At 70.2% G+C, this 11,468-nt stretch carries 11 protein-coding genes and 1 other RNA gene; 10 read left to right on the forward strand and 2 right to left on the reverse strand.

All coding sequences use genetic code 11. From position 1 onward, the window contains the following. Positions 1–837: a helix-turn-helix transcriptional regulator gene (locus tag MRBLMX7_RS00205; RefSeq protein ID WP_363365697.1), complete on the forward strand. Its 837-nt coding sequence runs from the start codon at positions 1–3 to the stop codon at positions 835–837. A 19-nt stretch (positions 838–856) separates the two neighbouring features. On the opposite strand, the gene MRBLMX7_RS00210 is transcribed toward MRBLMX7_RS00205, so the two are convergent. Next, entirely contained in the window at positions 857–1,696 is an 840-nt protein-coding gene (locus MRBLMX7_RS00210; protein ID WP_363365698.1) for an aldo/keto reductase, read from the reverse strand. A 40-nt stretch (positions 1,697–1,736) separates the two neighbouring features. Between MRBLMX7_RS00210 and MRBLMX7_RS00215 the strand changes: the two genes are divergently transcribed. The 6 genes from MRBLMX7_RS00215 (at position 1,737) to MRBLMX7_RS00240 (ending at position 5,973) form a co-directional block, all read left to right on the forward strand. After that, positions 1,737–2,141, forward strand: coding sequence for a YchJ family protein (locus MRBLMX7_RS00215; protein WP_363370748.1), 405 nt, complete (start codon positions 1,737–1,739; stop codon positions 2,139–2,141). A gap of 18 nt (positions 2,142–2,159) precedes the next feature. Further along, complete coding sequence (locus MRBLMX7_RS00220; RefSeq protein WP_363365699.1) at positions 2,160–2,891, forward strand: zinc ribbon domain-containing protein; 732 nt, start codon at positions 2,160–2,162, stop codon at positions 2,889–2,891. A gap of 64 nt (positions 2,892–2,955) precedes the next feature. Next, positions 2,956–4,614, forward strand: a complete 1,659-nt coding sequence (locus tag MRBLMX7_RS00225; protein WP_363365700.1) for a bifunctional 3'-5' exonuclease/DNA polymerase — start codon at positions 2,956–2,958, stop codon at positions 4,612–4,614. 24 nt (positions 4,615–4,638) lie between these two features. Continuing rightward, positions 4,639–4,995: RNase P RNA component class A (gene rnpB, locus MRBLMX7_RS00230), an RNA gene on the forward strand. A 280-nt stretch (positions 4,996–5,275) separates the two neighbouring features. Then, positions 5,276–5,530, forward strand: a complete 255-nt coding sequence (locus MRBLMX7_RS00235) for a hypothetical protein (RefSeq protein WP_363365701.1) — start codon at positions 5,276–5,278, stop codon at positions 5,528–5,530. Then, positions 5,527–5,973, forward strand: a complete 447-nt coding sequence (locus MRBLMX7_RS00240) for a BLUF domain-containing protein (RefSeq protein ID WP_363365702.1) — start codon at positions 5,527–5,529, stop codon at positions 5,971–5,973. Before MRBLMX7_RS00235 ends, MRBLMX7_RS00240 begins: the two co-directional genes overlap by 4 nt. Positions 5,974–6,050: 77 nt before the next feature. On the opposite strand, the gene ppgK is transcribed toward MRBLMX7_RS00240, so the two are convergent. Continuing rightward, a complete protein-coding gene (ppgK, locus tag MRBLMX7_RS00245) occupies positions 6,051–6,797 on the reverse strand; it encodes a polyphosphate--glucose phosphotransferase (RefSeq protein WP_050720845.1) in 747 nt (248 codons plus the stop codon). Between the two features lie 70 nt (positions 6,798–6,867). Here ppgK and MRBLMX7_RS00250 point away from each other — a divergent pair, with 70 nt between their 5' ends. From MRBLMX7_RS00250 to MRBLMX7_RS00260, 3 genes are read left to right on the forward strand one after another with little or no spacing between them, the layout of a single operon-like run. Beyond that, the gene (locus MRBLMX7_RS00250) at positions 6,868–7,083 is read left to right on the forward strand and encodes an SPOR domain-containing protein (protein WP_363365703.1); all 216 of its coding nucleotides are present in this window, start codon (positions 6,868–6,870) and stop codon (positions 7,081–7,083) included. A 2-nt stretch (positions 7,084–7,085) separates the two neighbouring features. Beyond that, positions 7,086–8,423 carry a type I glutamate--ammonia ligase gene (gene glnA / locus MRBLMX7_RS00255; protein ID WP_050720847.1) on the forward strand — a complete coding sequence of 446 codons (1,338 nt, stop codon included), beginning with the start codon at positions 7,086–7,088 and terminating at the stop codon, positions 8,421–8,423. Positions 8,424–8,432: 9 nt separating this feature from the next. Next, complete coding sequence (locus MRBLMX7_RS00260) at positions 8,433–11,408, forward strand: bifunctional [glutamine synthetase] adenylyltransferase/[glutamine synthetase]-adenylyl-L-tyrosine phosphorylase (RefSeq protein WP_363365704.1); 2,976 nt, start codon at positions 8,433–8,435, stop codon at positions 11,406–11,408. Positions 11,409–11,468 lie beyond the last annotated feature (60 nt).

Genomic DNA, 11,468 nt, shown 5'->3' on the forward strand with positions numbered 1-11,468 from the left:
GTGGACAGAGATGCACTGGCGGAGTTCCTCGTGAGGCGGAGGGAGCAGCTGCGCCCGGCGGATGTGGGGCTCGGCGCCGGGGTACGACGGCGGACTCCGGGGCTCCGCCGTGAAGAGGTCGCGCAGCTCGCCGCGATGTCGACGGACTACTACGCACGACTCGAGCAGCGGCGAGGGCCTCAGCCGAGCGTGCAGATCCTGGCCTCGCTCGCGCGTGCGCTGCGGCTCACGCCCGACGAGCGGGACTACCTGCACCGGGTCAGCGGGCACAGCGCCCCCGACCGCACGGCATTCACGGACTACGTGCATCCGGGCATGCTCCGCATCCTGGACCGGCTCGACGACAGCCCCGCGTTCATCGTGTCGGTGCTGGACGAGGTGCTGGTCCAGAACGACGCCGCCAAGGCCCTGCTCGGAGACGCGAGCGGGTTCGAGGGTCTGGAGCGCAGTGGGATCTACCGCTGGTTCGCCGACCCTGCGGGGGAGCGGCATCACTACCCGGACGCGGATCACCCGCAGCGCAGCCGCGTTCTCGTCGCCTCGCTGCGCTCGGCGTACGGCGCTCTGGGGGAACGGTCCCGGGCCGGAGAGATCGTGCGGGAGCTGACCGGGCGCTCGGAGGAGTTCGCCGCGCTCTGGCAGGTGCACGAGGTGCGTCGCCGCTTCGACGACCACAAGGTGCTGGTGCATCCCGCAGTGGGGGAGATCGAGGTCGACTGCCAGGCGCTTCTCACCGAGGACGAGTCGCAGGCCCTCGTGGTGCTCACCGCTGCACCCGGGAGCGAGGCTGCGAGCAAGCTCGAACTCGTCCGGGTCCTCGGGACGCAACGCGTCTGACGGCTGCGCCCCGAGCGGGTCAGGACTCCTCGTGCGTGCGCGGATCCGCGCCGAAGAGTCGTCCGTCCTCGCGACCGAGGGCCGTGATCGCGGCGACCTCGTCGTCGGAGAGGCGCACCGCACCCGCCTCGAGGTTCGAGACCTGATGCTCGACGGACGAGGCCTTGGGGATCGCCACCGTCTCGCGTGCGACATGCCAGGCGAGCACGGTCTGGGCGCGGGAGATGCCGTGCGCATCGGCCACTTCGCCGATCACGGCCTCGTCCAGCAGCTCCTTGGCGCGTCCGAGGGGACTCCAGGCCTCGGTGAGGATGCCGTGCTCGCGGTGATACGCGAGCTGCTCGCTCTGCGGGAAGAAGGGGTGCACCTCGATCTGGTTGACCACGGGCCGCACACCGGTCTCGCGCTCGATGCGCTCGAGGTGCTCCGGCAGGAAGTTCGACACGCCGATCTGGCCCACGACTCCGCGCTGCTGCGCGTCGACCAGGGCCTCCCAGGCCTGCACGTACTCGTCCTGGCTGGGGTTCGGCCAGTGGATCAGGTGCAGGTCGGTGACGTCGACACCGAGGCGGGAACGGCTCTCCTCGATGCTCGTCGTCGCCTTCGCCCGCGGGTGGTGACGGCCGGGCAGCTTGGTCGTCACGATGATCTCCGAGCGGTCGACGTCGGCGGCGCGGACTCCGCGTCCGACGGAACCCTCGTTCTCGTAGTTGAATGCCGAGTCGAGCAGGCGGTAGCCCGCGCCGATCGCTGTGGCCACGGCATCCGCTCCGGCGTCGCCGTTCAAGGCGTAGGTGCCGAGTCCGAGGGCGGGGAGTTCGAAGCCGTTGTGGGCGGTGAAGCGAGGAAGAGCGGTCATGCCGTCAGCGTACGCTGGACCCGTGACGGAGGCGGAGACCATGGCGTCGGCGGACGGGAACGGGCAGGATTCGCACCGGTGCCCGTGCGGCTCGGGCGACGTGTTCGCAAGGTGCTGCGGTCCGGTGCTCGACGGAGTGCCCGCCTCGACGGCCGAGCGGCTGATGCGCTCGCGGTTCACGGCGTTCTCGCTCGGAGACGTCGACCACCTGCTCGCGACCTGGCACCCGACGACGCGCCCGGACTCCCTCGACCTCGATTCGAGCCTGCGGTGGCGGCGCCTGCTGATCGTCGACCGTGTGGCCGGCGGCCCCTTCGACCGCGAAGGGGTGGTGGAGTTCGCCGCCACCTGGGAGCAGCAGGGTGAGAGAGGGGTGCTCCGGGAGCGCAGCCGATTCGTGCGCGAAGGCCGCTCGTGGTTCTACGTCGACGGCGATGTCGCCTGAGCGAGTAGGTTTGAGAGCGTGAACGCCAGCCCGGAACACCAGCGCATCCTTCTCGACGTCGCCGACCTGGACCGCCGCATCGCGCAGGCGGAGCGCGCGCGCACCAAGCCGAGCCAGGCCGCCCGCATCACCGAGCTCGTCGCGATCCGCCAGGAGCAGCTGCGCGAGCTCACGGCTCTCACCGGGACACGCGACGACGTGCGCACCGAGCTGACGCGGCTCGAGTCCGACGTGGCCCTCGTCGAACAGCGCCGTGCGCGCGACGCCGACCGCCTCGCCGCGGCGACCAACCCGAAGGAGGCGCAGGCGCTCGAGCACGAGATCGCCAGCCTGATCCGCCGGCAGAGCGATCTGGAGGACGCGCAGCTCGACGTCATGGGGCGGATGGAGGATGCCGACGCCGCAGTCGCGGCGCAGCAGGCGCTCCTCGACACCACGACCAGCGAGGGCAGTGCGCTCACCGCGCAGGCCAAGGCGGACGTGGCCGCGGCCACCGACCTCGGCGCGCAGCTCGCCCGCGACCGCGAGGCTGTCACCGCGACGATCCCCGCCCCGCTCCTGGCGGAGTACACGCGCCGAGCCGCCAACAGCGCCGGTGCCGCTCTCCTCACGCGCGGCACCTGCGAGGGCTGCCGCATCCTGTTGCCCGGTACCGACATCGCCGAGATCCGCCGGGCCGCAGAAGACGCGGTCGTCTCGTGCCCCGAGTGCGGCTGCATCCTCGTCCGCACCGAGGAGTCCGGGCTGTGATCTGCGCGCCGCGAGCGCGCCGGCGGTGAGCTCGCGGCGGACTCCGGAGCGATGGATCGCCCTGGTGGCCGACCGCTCCGGGGACTGGACGGCCGTCGAGCTCGATTCCGCAGGGGCGGAGCGCGGTCGTGAACGGCTGAGCGCTGCCGGACTCCCGGACTGGGTGACGGCGCAGGAGAGCGAGAACGCTCCGCGGTGGATCATCCGCAGCGCTCGCGAGGTGTATCCGCCGCTCCTCGCCGCGGGTGTGCGCCTCGGGCGCACGCACGACCTCATCCTGTGTCATGCGATCCTCCGCGACACGGACGCGGTCGCTCGTCCGCTCGCTCCCTCCGCCGACTGGGTGCGCACCGAGGTCGTCGACGAGGCGCCGTCGTTGTTCGACGTCTTCGAGCGCGAGGACGACACCGACCCGGTCGAGGACGTGCTCGCGCAGTTCCGACTCCAGCGTCGCGTGATCGACGACGGCGCGGACGGACGCCTCGCGCTGCTCACGTCTGCCGAATCCGCGGGCGGGCTGGTCGCGGAGGAGATGCGCGCCGCCGGGCTCCCCTGGGACGAGCGGATCCACGACGGCATCCTCACCGAGATCCTCGGAGCGCGTCCGATCGCGGGCGGGATGCCGAGCCGCATGGTCGCCGAGGCGGAGCGTGTGCGGTCGATCCTCGGGGATCCGGGACTCAATCTCGACAGTCAGCCCAAGCTGCTGCGCGCACTGCACCGGGTGGGTGTGCCGGTCGAGTCGACCGGACGCTGGGAGCTCGCGCAGCACGACCACCCCGTGATCGGGCCGCTCACCGCCTACAAGAAGCTCGCCCGTCTACTGAGCGCGAACGGCTGGGGGTGGCTCTCCGAGTGGGTGCGAGACGGTCGGTTCCGCCCCGTCTACATCCCCGGCGGAGTGGTCACGGGTCGCTGGGCGTCGGCGGGCGGCGGTGCACTGCAGATCCCGCGGAACCTCCGCGCAGCGGTGCGTGCCGACGAGGGCTGGCGGCTCGTCGTCGCCGACGTGGCTCAGCTCGAACCGCGCATGCTCGCTGCGATGGCCGGCGACCGAGCCATGGCTCGCGCCGCGCAGGGAGCCGACCTGTATGCGGGCGTCGTCGAGTCGGGAGCCGTCTCGACGCGGGAAGAGGCCAAATACGCCGTGCTCGGCGCCATGTACGGCGCGACCACGGGCGACAGCGGGCGTCTCGTGCCGCGGCTGCGCAAGGTGTACCCACGCGCCATGGCGCTGGTCGACCGCGCTGCGCGGATCGGCGAGGACGGCGGCGTGGTGTCCACGTGGCTGGGCCGTTCCTCGCCCCGTCCCTCCGCCGAGTGGGAGCGGATGCAGGCGCGCGCGACGGACGCCGACGCGGATCCCGCCGAGGTCGCGGTGGCACGGCGACGGGCACGGGACTGGGGCCGCTTCACACGGAACTTCGTCGTCCAGGGAACCGCTGCCGAATGGTCGCTGATCTGGCTCGCCGAGATCCGCCATCGCCTGGCGCAGCTGCCGGAGGCGGAGCATCGCGCCCCGGCATCCGGCCCGTTCGCAGCACGCGCGCACCTCGCTTTCTTCCTGCACGACGAGGTCGTGCTGCACGCCCCGGCAGAGCAGGCCGAGGCGGCCGCCGAGGCGGTGCGCGATGCCGCGGCGGTGGCGACCCGACGCCTGTTCGGCGACTTCCCGATCGATGTGCCGCTCGACCTTCGCATCGCGGAGTCCGCCGAGAAGTAGGTCCCCGTAGACTGGACGTGCGAATGGGTCGACTGGACGGTCGCGTGGCGGGAGACCGCACCGAGGAACGTCCGGGCTCCACAGGGCAGGACGGTGGGTAACGCCCACCCGGAGCAATCCGCGAGACAGTGCCACAGAGAGCAGACCGCCCCGCAAGGGGTAAGGGTGAAAGGGTGGTGTAAGAGACCACCGGGGGCCATGGTGACATGGCCCGCCAGGTAAACCTCGTCCGGAGCAAGATCAGACAGAGGATGATGACGCGGCTCGCCGAGTCCTCGGGTAGATCGCTAGAGTGCCACGGCAACGTGTCGCCGAGAGAGATGACCGTCGAAGGGGCGAAGAACCCCGGAACAGAACCCGGCGTACAGGTCGGCCCATTCGCCCCGCCCGCCGTCGAAGCGTCGAACCGCGCCTACCAGCAGGCCGCGTCGTCCGTCAATGGGAGGCGCCGGATGACGACCGGAACCTAGGCTGGGAGCACAACGGGCCGCTCCTGTGCCGCCCTTCGTCAGTCGGCCCGGCGGCGCACGCGGATTCTCTCGGTTCCGTGGACATTGCTCGGCAGCGGCGGAGTCCTCGACGGACTCCCTCCCGACTGTCCGGTCCCTCGAAATCGGGTTCGGGGGACCGGAACCTCTTCTTTCTCCCGACGGGAGCGCCCATGCACGACAACCGACCCGAGTCCGCACACGTTCTCTGGGCGTGCGTCGAAGAGGGGTTCCACGTGGGCAGCCGTGGCGGCGACTTCCTCGGCTACGTCGATCGGCAGCCGGACGGGGCGTATCGCGCGTTCGATGCCCGATCGAGCATGATAGGCGATCACCCGACTCTCGCTGAGGCGACCGCCGCCGTCGCCGCGAGCGTGCCGGACGACGACGCGCCGTCGACCGAGGGTCTGCAGGGGACGGTCCGGTGAGCGCGCCCGACGGTCTGCTGTCCCTCGTCTACACGAGCACCGCCTCCCACCCCTTCCGTGAGACCGCGCTCGAGCAGCTCCTCGTCGAGTGTCGTCGGCTCAACGCCGAACGCGAGGTCACGGGTATGCTGCTGTACCGCTCCGGCCGTTTCATTCAGGTGCTGGAGGGCGACCCCGACACCGTGCACGCACTCGTCGAGCGCATCCGCCACGATGCGCGACACCACGACATGCGGATCCTGGTGGAGGAGACTGTCGAGGGCCGTCGCTTCGCGGACTGGACCATGGGGTACCGCGCCTTCCACGGCGACCCCGGACTCGCACCGGCGGGGTACCGGGACTCGTTCGCCGATCTCGACGCCGACTCCGACCGTCAGACGGCGCTGCGCGCGCTGTCGGAGCTCACCCTGTGGTTCCGCGTGCGCTCCGCTCGCTCGGCCTGACCCGGAACACCGAGCCCGGAAGGACGACGAAGGCCCCGCCGTATCCGACGGGGCCTTCGGGCTGTTGTCTCGAGGTGTCAGTCGCCGGCGAGAGATGCGGCGCCGATGATGCCCGAGTTGTTGCGGTGGATTGCCGGGACGATCGGCGTCTTCAGGTCGAGAAGCGGCAGGAAGTCGCCCGCGTTCTTGGACACGCCGCCGCCGACCACGAACAGATCGGGGCTGAACAGGAACTCGATGTGCGTGTAGAAGTCCTGCAGACGCTCGGCCCACTCGGCCCAGCTGAGGTTCTCGCGCTCGCGCGCCGACGTCGCAGCATAGGTCTCGACGGACTCGTACTCGCGGAAGTTCAGGTGCCCGAGCTCCGTGTTCGGCACGAGGACGCCGTCGTACAGGAAGGCCGACCCGATCCCCGTGCCGAGTGTCGTGAGAAGGGTGAAGCCGACCACGTCGCGGGCCGCACCGTGGCGGGCCTCCGCGACTCCCGCGGCATCCGCGTCGTTCACGAAGACGATGTTGCGGCCGAGCCCGTCGCGGAAGAAGCGCTCGGCGTCGAAGCCGATCCACTCCTTCGACACGTTGGCGGCGGAGAGCGTCTTGCCGCGCTTGACGATCGCGGGGAACGCGACGCCGAGGGGGAGATTCGACTCGTGCACGTCGAGGGTCTTGAGGACGGTCTTGACGGCCTGCAGCACGTCCTGCGGGGACGCGCCCTCGGGAGTGGGGACCCGAACCCTGTCGGAGGCCATGGTGCCGTGCTCGAGGTCGACGATGCCTGCCTTGATTCCCGTGCCGCCGATGTCGACGCCGATCGCTTTTGCCATGCTCGATAGCTTAGCGACCGAGCTTCGCGCCGATAGGATCGATGACACCACGTGATGAAGGGGGTCGGCCATGTCGAACGGCGACGATAAGTACTGGTACAACGTGAACACCAAGCAGGTCGAGTTCGGCATGATCTCGCCCTCGGCGGATCGTGTCGGGCCCTTCGACACCGAGGCCGAGGCCGCTCACGCGCCCGAGAAGCTGCAGGAGCGCGCTCGCGCCTGGGCTGACGAGGACGCCGCCGAGGACGGCTGGGACGTCGGCATCGCGAAGGACTCCGAATAACCGTGGACAAGCAGAGGGATTTCGTCCTCCGGACGATCGAGGAGCGCGGCGTCAAGTTCGTGCGGCTGTGGTTCACGGATGTGATCGGCACGCTCAAGTCGGTCGCGATCGCGCCCGCGGAGGTCGAGGGCGCGTTCGCGGAGGGCATCGGATTCGACGGCTCCGCGATCGAGGGCCTCACCCGCAGCTATGAGTCGGACCTGCTGGCGCAGCCTGACCCCACGACCTTCCAGACCCTGCCGTGGCGCGGCGAGATCGACCCCACCGCGCGGATGTTCTGCGACATCACGACGCCGGACGGTCGTCCCGCGGTCTCCGATCCCCGTCACGTGCTCAAGCGCACGCTCGCGAAGGCGGCGGATGCGGGGTTCACGTTCTACACGCACCCCGAGATCGAGTTCTACCTGCTGAAGTCCTCGTCGTTCGGCCCGGAGGGGCCGGTGCCGGTGGACTCCGCCGGCTACTTCGACAACGTGCCCGGCGGAACGGCGCACGACTTCCGTCGGCGCTCGGTGCGGATGCTGGAGGACCTCGGCATCTCGGTCGAGTTCAGCCACCACGAGGGCGGACCAGGGCAGAACGAGATCGATCTGCGCTACGCGGACGCGCTCACGATGGCCGACAACGTGATGACGTTCCGCACGGTCATCAAGGAGGTCGCGATCGAGCAGGGCGTGTACGCGACGTTCATGCCGAAGCCGCTCAGCGGTCACCCCGGAAGCGGCATGCACACTCACATGTCGCTGTTCGAGGGGGAGCGTAACGCGTTCTACGAGGAGGGCGCGAAGTACCAGCTCTCCAAGACGGGCCGGCACTTCATCGCCGGCCTCCTCAAGCACGCGAACGAGATCGCCGCGGTCACGAACCAGTTCGTGAACTCGTACAAGCGACTCTGGGGCGGCGACGAGGCCCCGAGCTTCGTGACCTGGGGTCACAACAACCGCTCCGCTCTCGTGCGGGTGCCGATGTACAAGCCGAACAAGGGCGGCTCCTCGCGGGTCGAGTACCGCGCCCTCGACTCGGCGGCGAATCCGTATCTCGCGTACGCGCTCATGCTCGCCGCCGGACTCAAGGGCATCGAGGAGGAGTACGAGCTCCCGCCCGAGGCCGAGGACAACGTGTGGTCGCTCAGCGACGCCGAGCGTCGCGCGCTGGGCTACGCGGCGCTGCCCGCGAGCCTCGACCATGCCCTCGAGTACATGGAGGGCTCGGAGCTCGTCGCCGAGACCCTGGGCGAGTCGGTCTTCAACTACGTGCTGCTGAACAAGCGCAAGGAGTGGGAGGCCTACCGCGGACAGGTCACGCCGCTGGAGCTGAAGAACAACCTCGAGCTGCTCTGAGCGTCGCGCATGGCCCGTTCGGACGACTCCGTCTCCCTCTCCGCTCTGGCCAGGCTCGGGTTCGCCGAACTCAGTGAGGCCTCGGCGAACCTGACCGAGCTCGCCGGCATCCTCGGACTCGACCGCGGTGTGCTCGTCGCGGGCGCGACCGCGGCCGATCCCGACGCCGCGGTGGAAGGGATGCTGCGCGTCGCACGGCGCGACGCGGCTCCGCTCGTCGCACTGTTCCGCGAGGAGGAGGCGCGCAGGCGCGTGTGGCGGGTGTTCGGCGCGTCCGAGGGGCTTGCGGACTTCTTCCTGCGGCATCCCGAGGAGCTCTCGGTGCTGGGTGAGCCGCGCGACGCTCTGCCGACGGCATCCGAGCTCGACGCGCTCCTGTTGGGCGCGGTGGACGCGCGCGACGGTTTCGCCGCCTCCGGTGACGACGACGCGATCGTGGCGTTGCGCGTCGCCTATCGGCGCGGCCTCGCCGCGATCGCCGCGTTCGATCTCAGCGCGCACAACCCCGTGATGATCGTGGCGGATGTCGCCGCCGCTCTCGCCGACATCGCCGGGGCGGCGCTCGAGGCGTCGCTGGCGGTCGCTCGACGGCGGCTCGCGCAGACGATGCGCGAAGAGCAGGTCGCCGCCACCCGGCTCGCGATCATCGGCATGGGCAAGTCGGGTGCGCGGGAACTCAACTACGTGAGCGACGTCGACGTGATCTTCGTCGGCGGGACGCTCGACGACGATGTGGTGGACGAGCCGCGGGCGATCGACATCGCCACCCGTCTCGCGCGCGAGACGATGCGCGGTCTCAGTGGGATCGAGGTCGAGCCGCCGCTGTGGGAGGTGGATGCGGCCCTGCGCCCCGAGGGTAAACAGGGCGCCCTCGTGCGCTCCCTCGCCTCGCACGTCGCGTACTACGACCGGTGGGCCAAGAGCTGGGAGTTCCAGGCGCTGCTCAAGGCCCGACCGCTCGCGGGCGATGCGGAGCTCGGCGCGGAGTACATCGCCGCTCTGCAGCCCAAGGTGTTCTCGAGTGCGGCGCGCGAGAACTTCGTCGACAGCGTGCAGCGCATGCGCGAGCGGGTGATGGAGTACATCGACCCCGAGGACGTGCCGTACCAGATCAAGCTCGGCGCTGGCGGACTGCGCGACATCGAGTTCACAGTGCAGCTGCTGCAGCTCGTGCACGGGCTCACTGACGAGCGCCTGCGCACCCGCGGGACGCTGGAGAGCATCGACGCCCTCGTGGAGGGCGGGTATATCGGGCGCGCCGAGGCGGGAACTTTCGCCGATGACTATCGGATCCTCCGTCTCATGGAGCACCGTCTGCAGCTGCGCGAGCTGAGTCGCACGCACCTGATGCCCCGTACACCGGCCGGGTTGCGGGTGCTCGCGCGCAGCACGGGTCTCGCCGACTCCGGAGAGGGCGTCTGGGCGCGATGGGAGGGCGTGCGGCGCGAGGTGCGCGACATCCACACACGCCTGTTCTACCGTCCTCTGCTCAGCGCCGTCGCTGCGCTCCCGGAGGGGGAGCGGACGCTGTCGACCGCACAGGCGCACGACCGTCTCATGGCGATCGGATTCCGCGACCCCGCCGGCGCCCTGCGCCACATCGGCGCGCTCACGATCGGGCTCAGCCGCAAGGCGACGATCCAGCGACACCTCATGCCCGTCATGGTCAAGTGGTTCGCCGACGGCAGCGACCCCGACTATGCGCTGCTCGCGTTCCGGCGCATCAGTGAACGGCTCGGCAACACCCCCTGGTTCCTCCGGATGCTGCGGGACTCCTCCGGCGCGGCGGAGAGTCTCACCCGGCTGCTGTCGTCTTCGCGGTACGTGGGCGAGCTGATGGAGTGGATCCCCGAGTCGGTCGCGTGGCTCGACAGCAGTGACCTCCTCCGTCCGCGCAGCGGCGCCGCGCTCGACGAGGAGGCGCGGGCCATCCAGACCCGGCACGCGAGCATCTCCGACGCGCTCCAGGCCGTGCGTGCGCTGCGTCGTCGGGAGCTGTTGCGCACCGCGATGGGCGGGGTCCTCGACGTGCTCACCATCGAGCAGGTCGCGACCTCCCTCACCGAGATCACGGACGCGGCGATCCAGGCGGCGCTTCGCGCTGTGCGACGCGAGATCGTGCCCGACGAGGACGACGCGTTCGACTTTGCCGTGATCGGCATGGGGCGCTACGGCGGCGCCGAGCTGGGATTCGGGTCGGATGCCGACATCCTCTACGTGTACGACGCGAACGGCATCGACCCGCAGCGCGCGCAGACGCTCGCGACGAGGATGGTCGCGGGTCTCCGCGAGCACCTCACGGACCATCGGGTCCCTCTCGATCTCGACGCGGATCTGCGCCCGGAAGGACGCAACGGACCGCTCGTGCGGACGTTGCAGGCCTACGCCGAGTACTACCGTCGCTGGTCGCTGTCGTGGGAGGCGCAGGCCCTGCTCCGTGCGCGCGGGGTGGCGGGCAGCGCGAAGCTCATCGCGTCGTTCACGGAACTCGCCGACAGCATCCGCTATCCGGCGTCGATCGATCTGCAGGGCACCCGGGAGATCAAGCGCATCAAGGCCCGGGTCGAGGGGGAGCGGCTCCCGCAGGGGGTCGATCCGCGGCGGCATCTCAAGCTCGGTCCGGGGACGCTCAGCGATGTCGAGTGGCTCGTCCAGCTGATCCAGCTCCAGCACGCGCATCGTGTGCCGGATCTGCGCACCACGTCGACGATCGCCGCGCTCGACGCGGCCGTCGAAGCGGGCCTGGTGCCGGCGGACTCCGCCGACCTGCTGCGTGCCGCCTGGCTGCTGTCGAGCCGCCTGCGTTCGGCGATCACGCTCTACACGGGGCGCACGAGCGACGTCCTGCCCACCGACCCGCGCGACCTCGATGCGATCGGGCGGCTGCTGGGGTATCCCGACCGCTCGGCGAGCGTGCTGGAGGACGACTACCTCGGCGTCACGCGGCGCGCGCGGCGCGCGTTCGAGCAGCTGTTCTACGGCTGAGCTGCCGGAGAAGCAAGGGGCACCGTGTCGAGTTGCCAAGCGGACGGGATTGGAACAGGC

The sequence above is a fragment of the Microbacterium sp. LMX7-1.2 genome, from assembly GCF_040675935.1.
Classification (GTDB): domain Bacteria; phylum Actinomycetota; class Actinomycetes; order Actinomycetales; family Microbacteriaceae; genus Microbacterium.

Excerpts from the sequence above, each read along its gene's own strand:
- MRBLMX7_RS00210 (WP_363365698.1), bottom strand. The coding sequence starts at position 1,696 with ATGACCGCTCTTCCTCGCTTCACCGCCCACAACGGCTTCGAACTCCCC.
- MRBLMX7_RS00215 (WP_363370748.1), top strand. The coding sequence starts at position 1,737 with ATGGCGTCGGCGGACGGGAACGGGCAGGATTCGCACCGGTGCCCGTGC.
- MRBLMX7_RS00235 (WP_363365701.1), top strand. The coding sequence starts at position 5,276 with ATGCACGACAACCGACCCGAGTCCGCACACGTTCTCTGGGCGTGCGTC.
- ppgK (WP_050720845.1), bottom strand. The coding sequence starts at position 6,797 with ATGGCAAAAGCGATCGGCGTCGACATCGGCGGCACGGGAATCAAGGCA.
- MRBLMX7_RS00250 (WP_363365703.1), top strand. The coding sequence starts at position 6,868 with ATGTCGAACGGCGACGATAAGTACTGGTACAACGTGAACACCAAGCAG.
- MRBLMX7_RS00260 (WP_363365704.1), top strand. The coding sequence starts at position 8,433 with ATGGCCCGTTCGGACGACTCCGTCTCCCTCTCCGCTCTGGCCAGGCTC.